Origin of the sequence: Luteimonas sp. MC1895 (assembly GCF_016457215.1) — a bacterium.
Taxonomy (GTDB): Bacteria; Pseudomonadota; Gammaproteobacteria; order Xanthomonadales; family Xanthomonadaceae; genus Luteimonas.
Genome location: NZ_JAEMDY010000002.1, coordinates 1 through 17,835, shown reverse-complemented (window position 1 = coordinate 17,835; position 17,835 = coordinate 1). Strand labels below are relative to the sequence as shown.

Sequence of the window (17,835 nt, the reverse complement as noted above, 5' to 3'; positions counted from 1 at the left end):
GGCCCCATGACCATCCAGTCCGCGAGCTTCGACCCCGGCGCCAGCGCCGCCGCCCAGCTGGAGCGCGCCGGCTACTGGAACAACCCCGAGGCGCCGGGCCGCAACCACGGACCGGACGGGCTCGGCAGCGATGCCTCCGCGCCGTCGGCCACCGCCGCGGGCGGCGTCGACGACGTCATCGGCCGACAGGACGACGCGAGCGAAGGCCGCAGGATCGATGGGTCCGCGGAGAACGCCGGCCAGCGCAGCCAGCGCAGCACCCCCGACGGCAAGCCGATCGTCGTCGATCCGCTGTTCTCCGGCACCGGTGTGGAGATCGCCCGCGAGCGCACCGTTGCCGACGGCAGCTACGTCAGCAGCGACCAGCTGGTGCTCACCACGGGTGCGCGCGACGACGTCATCGGTGTCCGACAGCGCGACGATGGCACGCTCGATGTCAACGTCAACGGGGAAAGCTACGAGGTCAGGCTGGGCGAGGGCCAGGAGCTCACCCTGCGCGCGGGTGCGGGCGACGACGTGATCGAAGTGGCCGCGAACGTGAAGGTGAACATCGTGGTCGAGGGCGGCGATGGCGACGACACCATCACCACCGGTGCCGGCGACGACCGCATCGACGGCGGAGCGGGCAACGACACGATTGCGTCCGGCGCGGGCCGCGACGATGTCTTCGGCAACACGGGCAACGACGCGATCACCGGCGGCGCGGGGGTGAACATCATCCACGGCGGCGACGGCGACGACGCGATCACCGCGGGCTCCGGCACCAACTTCATCGAGTCCGGTGCCGGTGATGACCTCATCCGGGGTGGGGGCACCAGCGACATCCTGTCCGGTGGCACCGGCAACGACCGCATCGTGGTCGGCAACGGCGACAGCCGCGTCTACGCCGGCGCGGGCAAGGACACGGTCGAGAATGCCGGCACCAGGGCCACGGTCTACGCCGAGGTCGGCGACGTGGTGAACGCGGCGGCCAACGCCAGGCCGACGGTGGTGAACGTGGTGATCGACGCCAGCGCCGGCCAGAGCATCCGGGTCGAGGGCTCGGAAGGCTTCGTGCAGCGCATCCAGGCCGAGCTCGACTTCCTGCGCGCCTCCCCGGTGGGCCAGCAGATGCTGGCCGAGTTCGACCGGGCCGCGGACGTGAAGGGCAACGTGGTCACGATCAAGGAACTGGCCAACGAGCAGAACGGCTATGCCCAGACCTTCAGCGGCGACGCCGACATCCGCAACGGCCGCGCCGGCGCCGGCGGCAACGTCGACATCAGCTACAACCCGTCTTTCCACATGGACGCCTTCCCCGCACCCGTGGTCGTGCTCTACCACGAGATGTCGCACGCCTACAACGGCGTGAACGGCAGCTTCCAGCCCGGGACCTACCGCGGCGAAGGCCCGGATTCCGGCCGGGTGCCCAATGCCGAACGACAGGCCGTCGGCCTCGAGACCAGCGCGGCTCCCTTCGATTTCGACGGCAACCCCGCCACCCCCGCCACCACGACCAATCCCGACCACCTGACCGAGAACGGCCTGCGCGAGGAGCTGGGTCTTCCGGATCGCCCGAGCTACGCGCTCTGATCCCGGCTGCCCGGCCGTCCCTGGAGCCCGCGTTCACCGCGGGCTCCACGCGTTCCACCTGTCCCCCGATCGTCCGCTGCCGAGTCATGCCCATGAGTTTGAACCCGCGCGCCGCCGCGATGCCGACCCTCTTGTCCGCGGCGCTGCTCGCTGCGCATGCTGCCGGCGCGCAGCCGCCAATGGAGTCCACGCCAATGCATGAGGAAGACCAGGTGGCCCGGACCACCGTCGAGGGCGACGGCGCGCGCCTCGAAGTCGCGTTCGACCCGGACGGCAGCGCGCTTGCCGTCCGCTACCGCATCCGCAATACCGGCACCGCCGAGCTGGCCGTGTTCGATCGCGGCGACCGGCATGCCGTGCTGACCAGGCGCCTGGTCGCCGGCGAAGTGCCGCCGCCGCGCTTCGACGCCGGGCCGGACGGTTTGGTGCTGTCGCACGCGGCGCGCGGGTTGCCGCGGCCCACGCCGACCGTGCCGCCGGTTCCCCTGGCTGCGCGCCTGTCCGCTGGCGAGGCCCTGGACGGCGCCTTCGCGTTCGACCTGTCGCTGGCGTCCACGGAAGGCCCGCGACGGGTGCGCTGGTGCCTGGGTGTGGCGCCGTTCGACGGCAACCGGTTCGACGCCGCGGAGTCCGCCGGCGAGGTCGCGGTGTGGACCGCGCCGTTCGAGATGGCGCAGGCGCAGCAGCGGCTGTGCACGCCGTGGTTCGACCTGGACGCGGGCACGTTCGACGCGTCCTGACATCCGCGGCGGGCGGCGCCCGCCGACAGCCGCTCACGACGAAGGCGGCCTCGCGGCCGCCTTCGTCGTGACATCCCGGGGGCTTCCGCAGCGGACGCCCCGGCCAGCCGACTAGAGCAGCGGCACCAGCAGCAGGGCCACGATGTTGGTCACCTTGATCAGCGGGTTGATCGCCGGGCCCGCGGTGTCCTTGTAGGGATCGCCCACGGTGTCGCCGGTGACCGCGGCCTTGTGCGCCTCGGACCCCTTGCCGCCGTGGTGGCCTTCCTCGATGTACTTCTTGGCGTTGTCCCAGGCGCCGCCGCCGGTGCACATCGAGATCGCCAGGAACAGGCCGGTCACGATCGTGCCCATCAGCAGGCCGCCCAGCGCATCCGCGCCCAGCGTCAGGCCCACGATCACCGGGATCCCCAGCGGCAGCAGCGAGGGCACGATCATTTCCTTGATCGCCGACTTCGTCAGCAGGTCGACCGCGCGGTCGTACTGCGGCTTGCCGGTGCCCTCCATGATGCCGGGGATCTCGCGGAACTGGCGGCGGACTTCCTCCACCACCGCGCCGGCCGCGCGGCCCACGGCCTGCATCGCCAGTGCGCCGAACAGATAGGGAATCATGCCGCCGATCAGCAGGCCGATCACCACGTTCGGGTTGTCGATGGAGAAGTTGACCGCGGTGCCCGAGGTTTCCAGCTTGTGCGCGTAATCGGCGAACAGCACCAGCGCCGCAAGCCCCGCCGAACCGATCGCATAGCCCTTGGTGACCGCCTTGGTGGTATTGCCCACGGCGTCCAGCGCGTCGGTGGTTTCGCGGATCTCCGGCGGCAGCCCGCTCATCTCGGCGATGCCGCCGGCGTTGTCGGTGATCGGGCCATAGGCATCGAGCGCGACGATCATGCCGGCCATCGACAGCATCGCCGTGGCCGCGATCGCCAGGCCGTACAGGCCGGCCACCGCATAGCAGGCCCAGATCGCCGCGGCGACCACGATCACCGGCGCCGCGGTCGACTTCATCGACACCGCCAGCCCCGCGATCACGTTGGTGCCGTGGCCGGTCTCGGAGGCCTTCGCCACCTGCTGCACCGGCGCGTATTCGGTGGCGGTGTAGTACTCGGTGATCACCACCAGCAGCCCGGTCAGCACCAGGCCGACGATGGCGCACCAGAACAGCGGCATGCCGACCTCGGCGCCGAACATGCTGTCGGTGACGAACCAGAACGCGATCGCCGCCAGCACGCCGGAGACGGCGAGCCCGCGGTACAGCGCGTTCATGATCTTGCCGCCCGGGCGTGCCTTGACGAAGAAGGTGCCGATGATCGACGCCACGATCGAGACCGCGCCCAGCACCAGCGGATAGACCACGCCGGTCCAGCCGTAGGTGGCGAAGAAGATGCCCGCCACCAGCATCGAGGCGATGATGGTGACCGCGTACGTCTCGAACAGGTCGGCGGCCATGCCGGCGCAGTCGCCGACGTTGTCGCCGACGTTGTCGGCGATCACCGCCGGGTTGCGCGGGTCGTCCTCGGGGATGCCGGCCTCGACCTTGCCCACGAGGTCGGCGCCGACGTCGGCGCCCTTGGTGAAGATGCCGCCACCCAGGCGCGCGAAGATCGAGATCAGCGAGGAGCCAAAGGCCAGGCCGATCATCGGCTGCAGTGCCGCCTCGACGGCCAGCGCGTCGCGCCCCTCGCCGATGACGAACATGAAGTAGCCGGCCACGCCCAGCAGGCCCAGGCCGACCACCAGCAGGCCGGTGACCGCACCGCCGCGGAAGCTGACCGCCAGCGCCTCGTTGAGTCCGACGGTGGCCGCTTGCGTGGTGCGCACGTTGGCGCGCACCGAGACGAACATGCCGATGAAACCGGCGAGTCCCGACAGCAGCGCGCCGATGGCGAAGCCGATCGCCGTGGACCAGCCCAGCGCCGGCACCAGGCCGATCACCAGGAACAGCACCACGCCCACGATCGCAATGGTGGTGTACTGCCGCCGCAGGTAGGCGCTGGCGCCTTCCTGGATCGCGGCCGCGATCTGCTGCATGCGCGCGTTGCCCGCGGGCTGCGCCAGGATCCAGCGTGCCGAAAAGATGCCGTAGATGATCGCCAGGCCGGCGCACGCCAGCGCCAGCCACAAGCCTTGTTGCTCGAGCATTGAAACCCTCCCCAGGGTGTGGACGGAAACATCTGTTGGAGCTCGTCGCGTTGGAGCTGGAACCGGCCGACTATGGCACAGGCCCCCATCCCGGTATTGCCGCGCTGCAGCGCATCAGACCGGCTGGTCCAAGGGGCTGGCGGACAGGGCGTGGAGGCCTGATTCAGGCCCGGCGTGCCAGCCTGCGCCGCACCCCACCCGTGGAGTCCATGCGATGCGCCCTGCCGTCCTGATCCTGCTCGCGCTCGCCGCCGCGGCGCCCGCCATGGCCGCCGATCCCAGGCCCGAAATCACCCGCGATGCCGTGCAGGCGCAGGCCGTCGGCGTTGTCCACACGCTGCGCCAGATCCCCGAGGCCTGCGCGCGCATCGAGGGTGCCTTCACGGGCGATGCCGCCGAGCCCTACCGCTTCGCCGTGGTGCGCACCAGCCCGAACTGCCAGCCGCGCGCGCGCTTCGTCGACGCCGCCAAGGCACGCCCGTCGGTTTCCGCTGGCTGGGTGTTCAACGACCTCCTGCGCGTGCCGAATGCCGCATGTCCTTCGCAGCAGGCCGTGGTCCGGGTCTGGCGCAAGCCGGTCGACCAGACCATGAATCTCGACGGGCAGGGCCAGTCGCGGATCTACGTCGAGGAATCGAAGCAGGCCGCCGCCGGCGGCAAGCTTGCCGCCATTCCGATGTTCGCCGCCGAGATGGGCGTGGAAGGGGATGCGTGTGGGTCGTGAGCCCGGTGTTTCGGCTCAGCCCTCCCAGGCCGGCAGTTTCTTCGCCACCATCATGTTCTTCAGCGCCACGTACTTCGGCAGGCCGTCGCGCCCGTAGGGCGGATAGGCCTCGCCGCGGATCAGCGGCTCCAGGTAGGCGCGCGCCGCCGCGGTGATGCCGTAGCCGTCGCGGCGGATGAAGCCCTTGGGCATGGTCTTTTCGCGGTTGGCGATCCGGTTGAGCGGTGCCGGCTCGATCTTCCAGCGATAGGGGGCGTCCGACGTGCGGATGATCGCCGGCATGGTCGCGTTGCGGCCCTCCAGCGCGTAGCGCACCGCGGCCTTGCCCACGGCCATCGCCTGGTCGAGATCGGTCTTCGATGCGATGTGGCGGGCCGAGCGCTGCAGGTAGTCGGGCAGGGTCCAGTGCACCTTGAGCCCCAGGGCGTCCTTCACCCGTCCGGCAAGGTGCGAGGCCACGCCGCCCAGCTGGGTGTGGCCGAAGGAGTCCTTGCCGCCGCCGGCGTCGGCGACGAAGCGGCCGTCCGCGGTGCGGATGCCCTCGCTGGCGACCACGACGCAATAGCCCACGCGGTCCACCACCTTCTGCACGCGCGCGAGGAAGTCGGCCTCGTCGTAGGCCCGCTCGGGGAACAGGATCAGGTGCGGCGCGGCGTCGGGACCGTCTCCGGCCAGGCCCGCGGCGGCGGCCAGCCAGCCGGCGTGGCGGCCCATGGCCTCGTAGACGAAGACCTTGGTCGAGGTGTCCGCCATGGCGGCGACGTCCAGCGCGGCCTCGCGCACCGAGACCGCGGTGTACTTGGCCGCGGAGCCGAAGCCCGGGCAGCAGTCGGTGACCACCAGGTCGTTGTCGACGGTCTTGGGCACGCCGATGCAGGTCAGCGGATAGTCGAACTCCGCCGCCAGCTGCGAGACCTTGTTGGCGGTGTCGGCCGAATCGTTGCCGCCGTTGTAGAGGAACCAGCGCACGTCGTGGGCGCGCAGCACGTCGAGAAGGCGCTCGTACTTCGCACGGTCCTCCTCCAGCGACTTCAGCTTGTAGCGGCACGAGCCGAAGGCGCCGCCCGGCGTGTGTGCCAGGGCCCGCACGGTGGCGGCCGATTCCTTCGAGGTATCGAACAGCTCCTCGCGCAGCGCGCCGAGGATGCCGTTGCGGCCGGCGAGTACGCGGACCTTGCGCGCCCGGGCCTCGGTGAGGACCGCCGAAGCGGTGGCATTGATGACGGCGGTGACGCCGCCGGACTGGGCATAGAACAGGCTACCTTGGGGCATCTCGGGTCCGGGCAAGTGGTTTCGAAGCTGGGGGTTTCGAAGCAGGGGGGCGATGGGTAAGCTGGCACGGTGAAGGCCGCAGGCGGGGGATTCTACGCTCCGCCCGGTCCACGTCCTGCGATCAATTGGAGCGTTCGATGCGACTGGTACTGCTTGGTGCGCCGGGGTCCGGCAAGGGGACGCAGGCCACGCGCCTGAAGGAGCACCTGCAGGTGCCGCACGTGTCGACCGGCGACCTGCTGCGGGCCGAGGTCAAGGCGGGCAGCCCGCTCGGCGTGCAGGCGAAGGAAGTCATGGCGCGCGGCGAACTGGTTTCCGACGCGATCCTGCTCGGCATGCTCGAGGACCGCTTCTCGCGCGAGGACGTGGCCAACGGCTTCATCCTCGACGGCTATCCGCGCAACCTGGCCCAGGCGGCGGCGCTCGACGCCCTGCTGCAGCGCATCGGCCAGCCGATGGACATGGCGATCCAGCTCGAGGTCGACAACGAACTGCTGATCGACCGCCTGGCGGGGCGCGCGCAGGCCGAAGGCCGCGCCGACGACAACCCGGAGTCGGTGCGCAAGCGCCTGCAGGTCTATGACGACCAGACCGCGCCCGTCATCGGCTACTACCGCGAGGCCGGCAGGCTCGGGGTGGTCGACGGGGTCGGCAGCCTCGACGAGGTCTTCGGCCGCATCCTGGCCGCCTTCGAACGGCAGTGAAGCTCCACATCCTCGGGATCGCCGGCACCTTCATGGGCGGGGTGGCGGCGCTGGCGCGCGAGCTCGGCCACGCGGTCGAGGGCAGCGACCAGGCGGTGTATCCGCCGATGTCGACCCAGCTCGAACGGCTCGGCATCGATCTCCGCCAGGGCTACGACCCGGCGCACATCTCGCCCGGCTGCGACCAGGTGGTGATCGGCAACGCGCTGTCGCGCGGCAACGCCGCGGTCGAGCACGTGCTCGACCATGGCCCGGCCTGGACCTCGGGCGCGGAATGGCTGCGCGAGAACGTGCTGCCGGGCCGCGACACGATCGCGGTCGCCGGGACCCACGGCAAGACCACCACCACCACCATCCTGGCCTGGCTGCTCGAGGCCGCGGGCCGCGGCCCGGGCTTCCTGATCGGCGGCGTGGCCGAGGACTTCGGCGTCTCCGCGCGCGTCGGCCAGGGCCGCGAGTTCGTGGTCGAGGCCGACGAGTACGACACCGCGTTCTTCGACAAGCGCTCGAAGTTCGTGCACTACCGGCCGCTGGTCGCGGTACTCAACAACCTCGAGTTCGACCACGCCGACATCTTCCCGGACCTGGCCGCGATCCAGCGCCAGTTCCACCACTTCATCCGCACCGTGCCGCGCCGCGGCCGGCTGGTGGTCAACGGCGAGGACGCGCACCTGGCCGAGGTGCTGGCCATGGGCTGCTGGACGCCGGTGGTGCGCTTCGGCATCGACGCCGGGCCGGGCGCGCCGTTCGACTGGCAGGCGCGGCTGCTGGCCGACGACGGCAGCGCCTTCGAGGTGCTGAAGGCGGGGCAGGCGCTGGGCGAGGTGCGCTGGCCGCTCCTCGGGCGCCACAACGTGATGAACGCGCTGGGCGCGCTCGCCGCCTGCGATGCGGTCGGCGTGGATGTGGCCTCGGTCCTGCCGGCGCTGTCGGCCTTCCGCAGCGTCAAGCGGCGCATGGAACTGCTGGGCGAGGCGGGCGGCATCAGCGTCTACGACGACTTCGCCCACCACCCGACCGCGATCGCGACCACGCTGGAAGGCCTGCGCGCCAGGATCGGCGCAAGCGGCCGCATCGTGGTGGCGATGGAGCCGCGCAGCAATTCGATGCGTCTGGGCGCGCATGCCGCGGCGCTCGCGCCGTCGCTTGCGCTGGCCGACGCGGTGGTCTTCCTGCATCGCCCGGCGCTGGAGTGGGATGCCGGCGCCGTGGTCGGCGCGCTCCGTGGCGAAGGCGTGGCGGCGCCGGACGCCGATGCGTTGCTGGCACGCCTGCACGCGATGGCGCGCGCCGGCGACCATGTGGTGTTCATGTCCAACGGCGGATTCGACGGCGCTCCGCGGCGCTTCCTGGCCATGCTGCGCGGCGACTGAGCCGCCGCGCGCCGGTGGGGCGCCCGCGGGCCGCCGCCGACGGTGGCTTCGCCTCCGCCTCGCCTTGACACCCGATGGTTAGACTGTCGGTGATGTCAGAGACCCCGATGCTCCCGCTGTTTCCACTGCAGGCCGTGCTGGTCCCCGGCGCGGTCATGGGCCTGCGCGTGTTCGAGCCGCGCTACCTGGACATGGTCGGCGAATGCGGCCGCAGCGGCCGTGGTTTCGGCATCTGCCTGATCACGGAGGGCGAGGAGGTCGGCGGGCCGGCCGTCCCTTCCGAGTACGGCACCGAAGCGGTCATCGAGGACTTCGGCACCGATGACGACGGCCTGCTCACCCTGCGCGTGCGCGGCGCACGGCGCTTCCGCGTGCTGCGCAGCGCGGTGCGCGAAAACGGCCTGGTCGAGGCCGGGGTCGAGTGGCTCGGGGACGCGCCGGCGACGCGCCTGCGCCCGCAGCACGCGCTGCTGGGCACGCTCCTCGAGCGCATCTTCGACCAGGTCGGGCGCCCGCCCGGCGCCGAGGGCAGCGTCGAGGATGCGGTCTGGGTCGGCTGGCGCCTGCTCGAGATGCTGCCGATGCCGGAAGAGAGCCGAGCCGCCATGCTCGGCGTCGACGATCCACATGCGCGCCTCGACGGACTGCTCGAGCTGATCGGCTAGCGCGCGGTCCCGGGAATGCGCGGCGTCCGCAGGCGCAACACGGGCTCGCCGGACGCCGGATGCGGGTCCTCGCGCTGCTCCAGTCCCGCCAGGTCCTCGCGCAGCAGGGCGTACGCGCCGCTGGCATCCGCCTCCGGCGACCACAGTCCGAACAGGTCGAACGGCCGCGCGTGTGTCAGCGTCTGCGCGGTGCCGATCCACAGCAGTCCGCCGTCGCGCGGCTGGCGCGGCGCGCGCCACAGGCGCAGCACGATGATGCGCCCGTCCTCGAGCGTTCGGCGCATCAGCAGCGCTTCGGCGCTGGCGCCGAGCGCGGCCGGCAGCACCTTCTGCTGCAGCGCGGAGATGTCGTCGTCGAGCAGCAGCAGGGTGTCCCGCCAGTCGGCCTGCGGCTGGGTGGTCCAGCCACGGGATGCCAGGTGCCGTTCGATCGGCGCCAGCGGCCCTGCCACCTGGACGTCCAGCGGCCAGCGCCGGCTGGCGTCGCGCTCGTTGCGCTGCCAGGGCAGCTCCGCCCAGCCATCCTGCCACCAGGTGTCGATGTCGATGTTGGCCGGCGGCGGCGTGGGCGCGAAGCGCTCGAGCAGGGGATCCACGGCGCGTGGCGCATGCCACAGCGCCGCCACCATGAACGCCCCGTAGAACAGCGCCGCCAGCGGCCGCATCCAGAACGAGCGCGCGACGTGGCGGCGGTAGGCGATGCCCAGGGCCAGCAGCCAGGCGACGCCCAGCAGCATGCCGCCGACCAGGTCGGTCAGCCAGTGCGCGCCCAGGTACAGCCGCGCGAAGCCGAGGATGGCGACCACGGCGCCCGACACCAGGTAGGGCCAGACGCGCTGGCGCCCCGGCAGTTCGCGCGCGATCAGCACGGCGAAGAAGCCGAAGGTGATCGTGGTCATGGTCAGCCCGACCGCCGGGAAGCCGAAGCCGCTGAGCGCGGTCGGCGGACGCGGCATGTCGATCGCCGCCTCCAGCGCCGCGGTCAGCACCAGGCCGAAGGCCAGCGCCGCGAGCCAGTGCGCCGCCGCCATCCAGCGCCGCCGCCACAGCAGCCACAGCGTGGACAGCGCGATCGGCAGCGCCAGCACCACCGGGTCGCCGATCGAGGCCAGCGCCGCCATCAGCCGGTCGGCGAGCGGGTTGCGCAGCGCGTACATCGCCTCGTGGATGCGCAGGTCGAGTGCCAGCGGCCCGCCGCGCGCCAGCATCGTCGCCAGCAGGGTGAACCAGGCCACGCCGATCGCCAGCAGGCAGGCCGCCAGCAGCGCCAGCGAGGCCGACTCCGGGCGGTTGGGGGAAATCAGCGCGGCGCCGTAGCGGCCCAGGCGCGGGTGGTCGCGGGTCCAGCGCAGGGCGCGGGCGAGCAGGGCGTCGGCATGGTTGGCGAACCAGCGGTAGGTGTAGAGCACCAGCGCCCAGGCCAGCGCGATGGCGGCCAGCAGCGCCCCGACCACCAGGGCCAGGCGGTCGGCCACCGCGGCCACGGCCTCGTAGGCTTCGCCGAACATCCAGCCCGGGGCGAGGAACAGCACGGCCCAGGTGACCGCGGCGATCAGGCTTGCCGGCAGGTAGCGCCGGAGCGGCATCCGCGACATGCCGGCGATCGCCGGCACGAAGGGGCGCACCGGGCCGACGTAGCGCGCGATGAAGATGCCCTTGGTCTCGTTGCGCCGGAACAGCAGTTCGGCCCGCTCAAGCAGCTGCGGATACTTGCTGAACGGCCAGGTCGCGCGCAGCTGCGGTCCCCAGCGATGGCCGATCCAGTAGCTGCTGGCGTCGCCCAGGAAGGCGCCGGCGGCGGCGCAGGCGACGGCGTACGGCCCCGAGATCTCGCCCAGCCCGATGAGCACGCCGATCGCGAACAGCATCGGCAGCGCGGGCACGATGGCGCCGAGGATGATCACGGCGTCGCAGAAGGCGATGAGGAATACGGCCACGCCGGCGGCCACGGGATGGGCGCCGATCCAGGCAACGAGGCTGTCGAACCAGGCACTCACCGCCGCGATTATGGCAGCCGCCATCGCGCTTGCGCCGCCTACAATGCCGGCATGGATCACGAGGGTTCAGTCGAAGTCGCGGCGCTGAAGGCGGACAGCTTCGGACGCATCGCGCTGATGCGCGACGGCGGCGGCCTGTGTTTCGTGCGCCGCGACCTGCGCCACGTGCCGGCCTGGCTGCGCCTGCCCGCGTGGTGGCTGGCGCGACGCGAGGCGCGTGGACTGCAGGCCGTGGCCGGGATGGCCGACGTGCCGCAGCTGCTGCGCTGGGACGGGCGCGTGCTCGACCGCAGCTACATGGCCGGCCATGCGATGTACCAGCGACCGCCGCGCGGGGACCTCGACTACTTCCGGCGTGCGCGGCGGCTGCTGCAGCTGCTGCACCGGCACGGCGTGGCCCACAACGACCTCGCCAAGGAAGCCAACTGGCTGGTGCTGGAGGATGGCCGGCCCGCGCTGATCGACTTCCAGCTGGCGGTGCGCGGCCGGCCGCGGTCGCGCTGGATGCGCCTGCTGGCACGCGAGGACCTGCGCCACCTGCTCAAGCACAAGCGGACCTACTGTCCCGGGTCGATCACCCCGGTCGAGCGGCGGGTGCTGAAGCGCACCTCGTGGCTGCGCGACGCCTGGTTTGCCACCGGAAAGCCGGTCTACCGGGTGGTGACGCGGCGCATCCTCAAATGGGAAGACAACGAGGGGCAGGGACCGAAGCCCTGAGCGTGCCCTATCATCGGGCCGTCGCGGCCACGGCCGCTCCTGCAGTGGATGTGTTCCGAATGGCCACCCTCGCCGGCAAGACCCTTTTCATCACCGGTGCCTCGCGCGGCATCGGGCTCGCGATCGCGCTGCGCGCCGCGCGCGACGGCGCCAACGTCGCCATCGCCGCCAAGTCCGACGTGCCCAATCCGAGCCTGCCGGGCACCATCCACAGCGCCGCCCAGGCCGTCACCGAAGCCGGCGGCCAGGGCCTGGCGCTGAAGTGCGACATCCGCGAGGAGGACCAGGTGCGCGCGGCAGTGGCGGCCACGGTCGACACGTTCGGCGGCATCGACATCCTGGTCAACAACGCCAGCGCGATCTGGCTGCGCGGCACGCTGGACACGCCGATGAAGCGCTTCGACCTGATGCAGCAGGTCAACTCGCGCGGCAGCTTCCTGTGCGCGCAGGCCTGTCTGCCCTACCTGCTGGAGGCCCCCAACCCGCACATCCTGACGTTGGCGCCGCCGCCGTCGCTCGACCCGAAGTGGTGGGGACCGCACACCGGCTACACGCTGGCGAAGATGGGCATGAGCTTCGTGACCCTGGGCCTGGCCGCGGAGTTCGGGCCGAAGGGCGTGGCGGTGAACGCGCTGTGGCCGCGCACCATCATCGCGACGGACGCGCTGAACATGATTCCCGGCGTCGAGCCCGGCAACGGACGCCGCCCGGAGATCATGGCCGACGCCGCGCATGCCGTCCTGGTGCGCGAGGCGAAGGGATTCAGCGGCCGCTTCCTGATCGACGACGAGGTGCTGGCGGAGGCCGGCATCACCGACATGGACCCGTACGCCGTGGACCCTGCCGGCCGGCTGCTGCCGGACCTGTTCCTGGACTGACATGGCGTCCGTCCACGACCTGCTGGCCATCGGCCGCGACCATTATCTGCCGGTCTACCGCCAGCGGGCGCTGGTGCTCGAGCGCGGGCAGGGCGCCCGGGTCTGGGACAGCGAGGGCCGCGACTACATCGACTTCTCCGCCGGCATCGCGGTCTGCAGCCTGGGGCACGGCGATCCCGACCTGGTCGCGGCCCTGGTCGAGCAGGCCGGCCGGCTCTGGCACACCAGCAACGTCTTCCACAGCGAGCCGCCGCTGCGGCTGGCGCAGGAGCTGGTGGACGCCTCGCGCTTCGCCGAACGGGTGTTCCTGTGCAACTCCGGCACCGAGGCCAACGAGGCCGCGATCAAGCTGGTGCGCAAGTGGGCCACCGCCCAGGGCCGCGAGCCCGCGCGGCGGGTGATCGTCACCTTCCGCGGCAGCTTCCACGGCCGCACCCTGGCCGCGGTCACCGCGACCGCGCAGCCGAAATACCAGGCCGGCTACGAGCCGCTGCCCGGTGGCTTCCGCCATGTCGACTTCAACGACGTGGACGTGCTGGAGGCCGCGATGGCCGGCGGCGACGTGGCCGCGGTCATGCTCGAACCGATCCAGGGCGAGGGAGGCGTGCTGCCGGCCGCGCCGGGTTTCCTGCAGGCGTTGCGCGCGCTGTGCGATCGCCACGGCGCGCTGCTGGTGCTGGACGAGATCCAGAGCGGCATGGGACGCACCGGACAGCTGTTCGCGCACTGGCACGACGGCGTGGTTCCGGACGTGGTGACCCTGGCCAAGGCCCTGGGTGGCGGATTTCCGATCGGCGCGATGCTGGTGGGGCCGAAGGCGGCGGATGCCATGCAGTTCGGCGACCACGGCACGACCTTCGGCGGCAACCCGCTCGCGGCGGCGGTGGCGCGCGTGGCGCTGCGCAAGCTGGCGTCGCCGGCGATCATCGCCAACGTGGCGCGCCAGGAAGCCGCGCTGCGCGCCGGCCTGGAGGCGATCAACGCCGAGCTCGGCCTGTTCTCCGGCGTGCGCGGCCGGGGACTGATGCTGGGCGCGGTCCTGGCGCCCGCGCATGCGGGGCGCGCCGGCGACATCCTCGACCTGGCCGCGGCGGAAGGGCTGCTGATGCTGCAGGCGGGTCCGGACGTGCTGCGCTTCGTGCCGGCACTGAGCATCAGCGACGAAGAGCTGGCGGAAGGCCTCGCGCGGCTGCGCACGGCGCTTGCATCGATGGCGCGCTGAGCCGCGGCTCAGGCCAAGCGGTAGCGGACCAGGACGCGACGCAGCGCGCGCGCGTCGCCTGCGGTGTCGGCATGCAGCCCGGCCTTGCGCGCGCCCTGCACGTTGGCGAACGTGTCGTCGATGAACAGCGTGCTGCGGGCGTCCCAGCCGAGCAGGCCAAGCGCGCGCTCGAAGACGCGCGGATCGGGTTTGCGCATGCCCAGGGTGCCGCTGACCAGGACCGTATCCACGAGCCGCGCCGACAGCGGCGCGACGATGCGCGGGATCAGGTCCTGCATCAGCGCGCCGTTGTTGGTCAGCACGCCCAGCGCGACGGACGCGTCGACCGCGTCGAGGCAGGCCAGCGCCTGCGCATCGGCCACGGTGCCGGCGAGCCGCGCGGCGGCCCACGCCTCGTGGTCCACGCGGCAGGCCAGCGCGCCGCCGAGCCGTTCAAGGTAGCCGCCGGTGTCGACCCGCCCGCTGTCGTATTCCGCTTCCAGCCCGGAGGCGAACAGCGCCGCGTCCACGCGTGCCGGCTCGCAGCCGGCGTGCGTGGCCAGGTACGCCAGGCGCCGCCGGTGGTCGTAGCGTGCGAGCACGCCGTCGAAATCGAGCAGCAGCTGGCGGATGCGCGGCTTCACCCCGCGGCGACCACCCGGAACGCGTCTCGCGCGGCGACCAGCGTCGCCTCCACCACGTCCCCGGTGTGGGCGCTGGAGACGAAGCCGGCTTCGTACGCCGATGGCGCCAGGAACACGCCGCGCTCCAGCATCGCGTGGAAGAAGCGGTTGAACGCCGCGGTGTCGCAGGCGGTGGCGTCGGCGTAGGTGTCGACCTTCCGGTCGGTGAAGAACAGACCGAACATCGCGCCGACGCGGTTGGTGGTCAGCGGCACGCCGGCCGCCCGGGCGGCGTCCTCGAAGCCGTCGCAGAGCAGGTTGGTCGTCTGTTCCAGCCGGTCGTGGAAGCCGGGTTCCTGGACCAGTTCCAGCATCGCCAGCCCCGCGGCCATGGCCACCGGATTGCCGCTGAGCGTGCCGGCCTGGTAGATCGGGCCGGCGGGTGCGATCTGCTCCAGCAGGTCGCGGCGGCCACCATAGGCGCCGACCGGCATGCCGCCGCCGATGATCTTGCCGAAGGTGGTGAGGTCGGGCACGACGCCATAGCGCGCCTGCGCCCCGCCCAGCGCGACCCGGAAGCCGGTCATCACCTCGTCGAAGATCAGCAGCGCGCCGTGCTTCGTGCACAGCTCGCGCAGATGCTGCAGGTAGCCCTCGCGCGGAGGCAGGCAGTTGGCGTTGCCGACGACGGGCTCGATGATCACCGCCGCGATCTCGCCGCCGATGTCGTCGAACAGCTGCGTCGCACCGTCGAAATCGTTGTAGCTGATGGTCGTGGTGAGTTCGCTGAGGCCGGCCGGCACGCCGGGCGAGGTCGGAACGCCCAGGGTCAGCATGCCGCTGCCGGCCTTGACCAGGAACGAGTCGCCATGGCCGTGGTAGCAGCCCTCGAACTTGACGATGCGCTGGCGGCCGGTGGCGCCGCGCGCGAGGCGGATCGCCGACAGCGTGGCCTCGGTGCCCGAGTTGACCATGCGCACCATCTCGCAGGACGGCACCAGGCGGGTGAGGGTCTCGGCCATCGTGACCTCGGCGGCGCAGGGCGCGCCGTACGACAGCCCGCGGCCGATCGCGTCCGCCACCGCGTCGCGCACGCGGGGATGGTTGTGGCCGACGATCATCGGTCCCCAGGACCCGACGTAGTCGACGTAGCGGTTGCCGTCGACGTCATGCAGGTACGCGCCGTCGGCACGTTCGACGAAGAACGGTTCCCCGCCCACCGACTTGAACGCGCGCACCGGTGAATTGACGCCGCCGGGGATCAGCGTCGTGGCGCGGGCGAAAAGGGCCTCGGAGTGTTCGTGTTTCATCGGGCTGGATCCTCGGGTCGTCGGGCGACCGGTTTCATGGGTGTGGGGAGCGCGGGGCGCGGCTGGCGTCGTGCGGCTTTCCGCTGTCGGTGGTCCGCAGCCGCGTGTCGCGAGGCGGCCGTCAGGCGGTCGGCGCGGAGCTGTCCGACGTGTCCGGCGACCGGCCCGGGACTTCGTCGAAGGCCCGGAGGTAGGCGCGTGCTGCCTGGACCGGATCCGGCGCGTCGAACACGCCGCTGATCACTGCCACGAGGTCGGCGCCGGCCTCGACCACGCGTGGTGCATTGTCCGGCGTGATGCCACCGATGGCCACCACCGGCAGGCCGAGGGCGCGTGCGTCGTGCAGCAGGGCGGGTGCCGCGCGGCGCGCCTGTGGCTTGGTCGGGGATGGGAAGCAGGCGCCGAACGCGACATAGCTGGCGCCTGCCGCGGCGGCGGACTGCGCCAGCTCCAGGCTGTCGTAGCAGGAGGCTCCCAGGATCGCCCGGGCCCCCAGGACGGCACGCGCCATGGCCAGGTCGCCGTCACGCTCGCCCAGGTGGGCGCCATCGGTTCCGTGGCTGGCGGCCAGGCGCCAGTCGTCGTTCACCAGCAGGGGCACGCCATGTGCCCTGCACAGCGGCAGCAGCGCGGCCACCTGTGCATCCGCCAGCGCCGCGTCCGCGCGCTTGTTGCGGTACTGGAGCAGCGATGCATGGTCGATCACCGCGGCCACGCGGTCGAGCAGGCGCGGCGTATCGCATTCGTCCGGCGTCAGCAGGTAGAGCCCGCGCCGGATGCGGCGCGGCGACTCGGCGGCGGCATGTTCGCCCATGGCGTGAGTGTCCTGTTGCCGGAGGGGATGTGAGAATGGCCACCCGCGTCGCGTACGCAGCTGCCACAGCCATTATCCGATGAACGACTCCACCACCGCCCTCCGCACCTGGATGTGCGTCGTCTGCGGTTTCATCTACGACGAAGCCCTCGGGCTGCCCGAAGAGGGCATCGCCCCGGGCACGCGCTGGGAGGACGTCCCGGACACCTGGACCTGTCCCGACTGCGGCGTGACCAAGGATGACTTCGAGATGATGGTGGTCTGAGCGCCCCGGGCGCTGCCGGCAGTCCCGGCGCGCCCGGTCCCGCGGTTTCGGGTTGGCCTGGCGGTCAGCGCTGCGCGGCGATTGCCGGGGCCAGCTCCATGACCGTCCCGTCGCGCAGCCCCAGCCGCCGCGCTTCCCCTGCATTCAGCTCCAGGACGTACAGCGCCGGTGCATTGCTGGGGTAGGGCGGGCAGCGGTCGCCGGCCGAGCACGGCGGCACGTCGCGCTGCTGCGACACGAGCCGCAGCGACCCGTCGAAGTACAGGATGTCGAGCGGAATCCGCGTGTTCTTCATCCAGTAGGCCTGTCGCTCCTCCTGGTCGTGGATGAACAGCATGCCGTGTCCGTCCGCGAGCGCATCGCGGAACATCAGCCCGCGCGCCCTCGAGGCGTTGTCGTTGGCGACTTCCACGGTGAAGCGCTCGCCGCCCACCTCGACCCAGGGCTCGTCGCCTGCGCATGCGGTCGCCAGCGCGCTCGCGCACAGCAGAGTGAGGTAGAGGCCAAGTGCACGCATGGCGGTTCCCGCAGGGGTGGAGACGGCCACACTCGGGGAGGCGCGCGGTCGGGTCAAGGGGTCCGCGTCAAGCCCCTTCCCGGATCCTCCGCGGACAGGCACAATGCGCGCCCCGCATGACATGGCCGGCGACGCGCCACGGCATGCGGGGTCGAAGAAGATCCTTCACAGGGTGTTGACGTTCTTCGAAACCGCGCTAATATGTGCGGCTCCCCGGCGGACACGGCCAACACGGCGCGGCGGCGGGGGAGGCGGAAGTTTCCACCCACAGGGTGTTGACGGACGCGAAAGTCGCGCTACAATGTGCGGCTCACCCCGGCG

At 71.6% G+C, this 17,835-nt stretch carries 17 protein-coding genes; 10 read left to right on the top strand and 7 right to left on the bottom strand.

Translation table 11 applies throughout. The annotated features are described in order from the left end of the window. Positions 1-6 precede the first annotated feature (6 nt). Together JG616_RS05760 and JG616_RS05755 are read left to right on the top strand one after the other, a co-directional pair. Positions 7-1,572, top strand: a complete 1,566-nt coding sequence (locus tag JG616_RS05760; RefSeq protein WP_199391984.1) for a M91 family zinc metallopeptidase — start codon at positions 7-9, stop codon at positions 1,570-1,572. A 92-nt stretch (positions 1,573-1,664) separates the two neighbouring features. Then, the gene (locus tag JG616_RS05755) at positions 1,665-2,312 is read left to right on the top strand and encodes a hypothetical protein (protein WP_199391983.1); all 648 of its coding nucleotides are present in this window, start codon (positions 1,665-1,667) and stop codon (positions 2,310-2,312) included. 111 nt (positions 2,313-2,423) lie between these two features. Here JG616_RS05755 and JG616_RS05750 read toward each other — a convergent pair whose 3' ends face one another. After that, positions 2,424-4,454, bottom strand: coding sequence for a sodium-translocating pyrophosphatase (locus tag JG616_RS05750; protein WP_199391982.1), 2,031 nt, complete (start codon positions 4,452-4,454; stop codon positions 2,424-2,426). Between the two features lie 214 nt (positions 4,455-4,668). Between JG616_RS05750 and JG616_RS05745 the strand changes: the two genes are divergently transcribed. Then, on the top strand, positions 4,669-5,178 hold the full coding sequence (locus tag JG616_RS05745; protein WP_199391981.1) for a hypothetical protein: 510 nt from the start codon (positions 4,669-4,671) through the stop codon (positions 5,176-5,178). A gap of 15 nt (positions 5,179-5,193) precedes the next feature. Here JG616_RS05745 and JG616_RS05740 read toward each other — a convergent pair whose 3' ends face one another. Then, positions 5,194-6,450 (bottom strand): 6-phosphofructokinase, encoded by a 1,257-nt coding sequence (locus tag JG616_RS05740; protein WP_199391980.1) that lies wholly within the window; start codon positions 6,448-6,450, stop codon positions 5,194-5,196. Between the two features lie 137 nt (positions 6,451-6,587). On the opposite strand from JG616_RS05740, the gene JG616_RS05735 reads away from it, so the two are divergent. The 3 genes from JG616_RS05735 to JG616_RS05725 all read left to right on the top strand — a co-directional run bounded on the left by JG616_RS05735 (position 6,588) and on the right by JG616_RS05725 (position 9,192). Next, the gene (locus JG616_RS05735; protein ID WP_199362287.1) at positions 6,588-7,154 is read left to right on the top strand and encodes an adenylate kinase; all 567 of its coding nucleotides are present in this window, start codon (positions 6,588-6,590) and stop codon (positions 7,152-7,154) included. Then, positions 7,151-8,527, top strand: a complete 1,377-nt coding sequence (gene mpl / locus JG616_RS05730) for a UDP-N-acetylmuramate:L-alanyl-gamma-D-glutamyl-meso-diaminopimelate ligase (RefSeq protein WP_255531852.1) — start codon at positions 7,151-7,153, stop codon at positions 8,525-8,527. The genes JG616_RS05735 and mpl overlap by 4 nt, the downstream gene beginning before the upstream one ends. A gap of 92 nt (positions 8,528-8,619) precedes the next feature. Then, the gene (locus JG616_RS05725) at positions 8,620-9,192 is read left to right on the top strand and encodes an LON peptidase substrate-binding domain-containing protein (protein ID WP_234446511.1); all 573 of its coding nucleotides are present in this window, start codon (positions 8,620-8,622) and stop codon (positions 9,190-9,192) included. On the opposite strand, the gene JG616_RS05720 is transcribed toward JG616_RS05725, so the two are convergent. Beyond that, positions 9,189-11,213, bottom strand: a complete 2,025-nt coding sequence (locus JG616_RS05720; RefSeq protein WP_199391979.1) for a bifunctional DedA family/phosphatase PAP2 family protein — start codon at positions 11,211-11,213, stop codon at positions 9,189-9,191. The two genes, JG616_RS05725 and JG616_RS05720, sit on opposite strands and share 4 nt — an antisense overlap. A gap of 27 nt (positions 11,214-11,240) precedes the next feature. On the opposite strand from JG616_RS05720, the gene JG616_RS05715 reads away from it, so the two are divergent. From JG616_RS05715 to JG616_RS05705, 3 genes are read left to right on the top strand one after another with little or no spacing between them, the layout of a single operon-like run. Next, complete coding sequence (locus tag JG616_RS05715; RefSeq protein WP_199391978.1) at positions 11,241-11,906, top strand: serine/threonine protein kinase; 666 nt, start codon at positions 11,241-11,243, stop codon at positions 11,904-11,906. Positions 11,907-11,965: 59 nt separating this feature from the next. Beyond that, positions 11,966-12,784: an NAD(P)-dependent oxidoreductase gene (locus JG616_RS05710; RefSeq protein ID WP_199362283.1), complete on the top strand. Its 819-nt coding sequence runs from the start codon at positions 11,966-11,968 to the stop codon at positions 12,782-12,784. Between the two features lies 1 nt (position 12,785). Continuing rightward, positions 12,786-14,006, top strand: coding sequence for an acetylornithine transaminase (locus JG616_RS05705; RefSeq protein WP_199391977.1), 1,221 nt, complete (start codon positions 12,786-12,788; stop codon positions 14,004-14,006). 8 nt (positions 14,007-14,014) lie between these two features. Here the strand turns inward: JG616_RS05705 and JG616_RS05700 are convergent, their stop codons facing one another. The 3 genes from JG616_RS05700 to thiE form a co-directional block, all read right to left on the bottom strand. Then, entirely contained in the window at positions 14,015-14,629 is a 615-nt protein-coding gene (locus tag JG616_RS05700; RefSeq protein WP_199362281.1) for an HAD-IA family hydrolase, read from the bottom strand. Beyond that, the gene (gene hemL, locus JG616_RS05695) at positions 14,626-15,918 is read right to left on the bottom strand and encodes a glutamate-1-semialdehyde 2,1-aminomutase (RefSeq protein WP_199362280.1); all 1,293 of its coding nucleotides are present in this window, start codon (positions 15,916-15,918) and stop codon (positions 14,626-14,628) included. The genes JG616_RS05700 and hemL overlap by 4 nt, the downstream gene beginning before the upstream one ends. 121 nt (positions 15,919-16,039) lie before the next feature. After that, positions 16,040-16,732: a thiamine phosphate synthase gene (gene thiE / locus JG616_RS05690; RefSeq protein WP_199391976.1), complete on the bottom strand. Its 693-nt coding sequence runs from the start codon at positions 16,730-16,732 to the stop codon at positions 16,040-16,042. 79 nt (positions 16,733-16,811) lie between these two features. Between thiE and JG616_RS05685 the strand changes: the two genes are divergently transcribed. Next, on the top strand, positions 16,812-16,997 hold the full coding sequence (locus JG616_RS05685) for a rubredoxin (protein WP_199362278.1): 186 nt from the start codon (positions 16,812-16,814) through the stop codon (positions 16,995-16,997). Positions 16,998-17,061: 64 nt separating this feature from the next. Here JG616_RS05685 and JG616_RS05680 read toward each other — a convergent pair whose 3' ends face one another. Further along, a complete protein-coding gene (locus tag JG616_RS05680; RefSeq protein ID WP_199362277.1) occupies positions 17,062-17,514 on the bottom strand; it encodes a DUF192 domain-containing protein in 453 nt (150 codons plus the stop codon). Positions 17,515-17,835 lie beyond the last annotated feature (321 nt).

Excerpts from the sequence above, each read along its gene's own strand:
- JG616_RS05760 (WP_199391984.1), top strand. The coding sequence starts at position 7 with ATGACCATCCAGTCCGCGAGCTTCGACCCCGGCGCCAGCGCCGCCGCC.
- JG616_RS05755 (WP_199391983.1), top strand. The coding sequence starts at position 1,665 with ATGAGTTTGAACCCGCGCGCCGCCGCGATGCCGACCCTCTTGTCCGCG.
- JG616_RS05750 (WP_199391982.1), bottom strand. The coding sequence starts at position 4,454 with ATGCTCGAGCAACAAGGCTTGTGGCTGGCGCTGGCGTGCGCCGGCCTG.
- JG616_RS05745 (WP_199391981.1), top strand. The coding sequence starts at position 4,669 with ATGCGCCCTGCCGTCCTGATCCTGCTCGCGCTCGCCGCCGCGGCGCCC.
- JG616_RS05740 (WP_199391980.1), bottom strand. The coding sequence starts at position 6,450 with ATGCCCCAAGGTAGCCTGTTCTATGCCCAGTCCGGCGGCGTCACCGCC.
- JG616_RS05735 (WP_199362287.1), top strand. The coding sequence starts at position 6,588 with ATGCGACTGGTACTGCTTGGTGCGCCGGGGTCCGGCAAGGGGACGCAG.
- JG616_RS05725 (WP_234446511.1), top strand. The coding sequence starts at position 8,620 with ATGTCAGAGACCCCGATGCTCCCGCTGTTTCCACTGCAGGCCGTGCTG.
- JG616_RS05720 (WP_199391979.1), bottom strand. The coding sequence starts at position 11,213 with ATGGCGGCTGCCATAATCGCGGCGGTGAGTGCCTGGTTCGACAGCCTC.
- JG616_RS05715 (WP_199391978.1), top strand. The coding sequence starts at position 11,241 with ATGGATCACGAGGGTTCAGTCGAAGTCGCGGCGCTGAAGGCGGACAGC.
- JG616_RS05710 (WP_199362283.1), top strand. The coding sequence starts at position 11,966 with ATGGCCACCCTCGCCGGCAAGACCCTTTTCATCACCGGTGCCTCGCGC.
- JG616_RS05705 (WP_199391977.1), top strand. The coding sequence starts at position 12,786 with ATGGCGTCCGTCCACGACCTGCTGGCCATCGGCCGCGACCATTATCTG.
- hemL (WP_199362280.1), bottom strand. The coding sequence starts at position 15,918 with ATGAAACACGAACACTCCGAGGCCCTTTTCGCCCGCGCCACGACGCTG.
- thiE (WP_199391976.1), bottom strand. The coding sequence starts at position 16,732 with ATGGGCGAACATGCCGCCGCCGAGTCGCCGCGCCGCATCCGGCGCGGG.
- JG616_RS05685 (WP_199362278.1), top strand. The coding sequence starts at position 16,812 with ATGAACGACTCCACCACCGCCCTCCGCACCTGGATGTGCGTCGTCTGC.
- JG616_RS05680 (WP_199362277.1), bottom strand. The coding sequence starts at position 17,514 with ATGCGTGCACTTGGCCTCTACCTCACTCTGCTGTGCGCGAGCGCGCTG.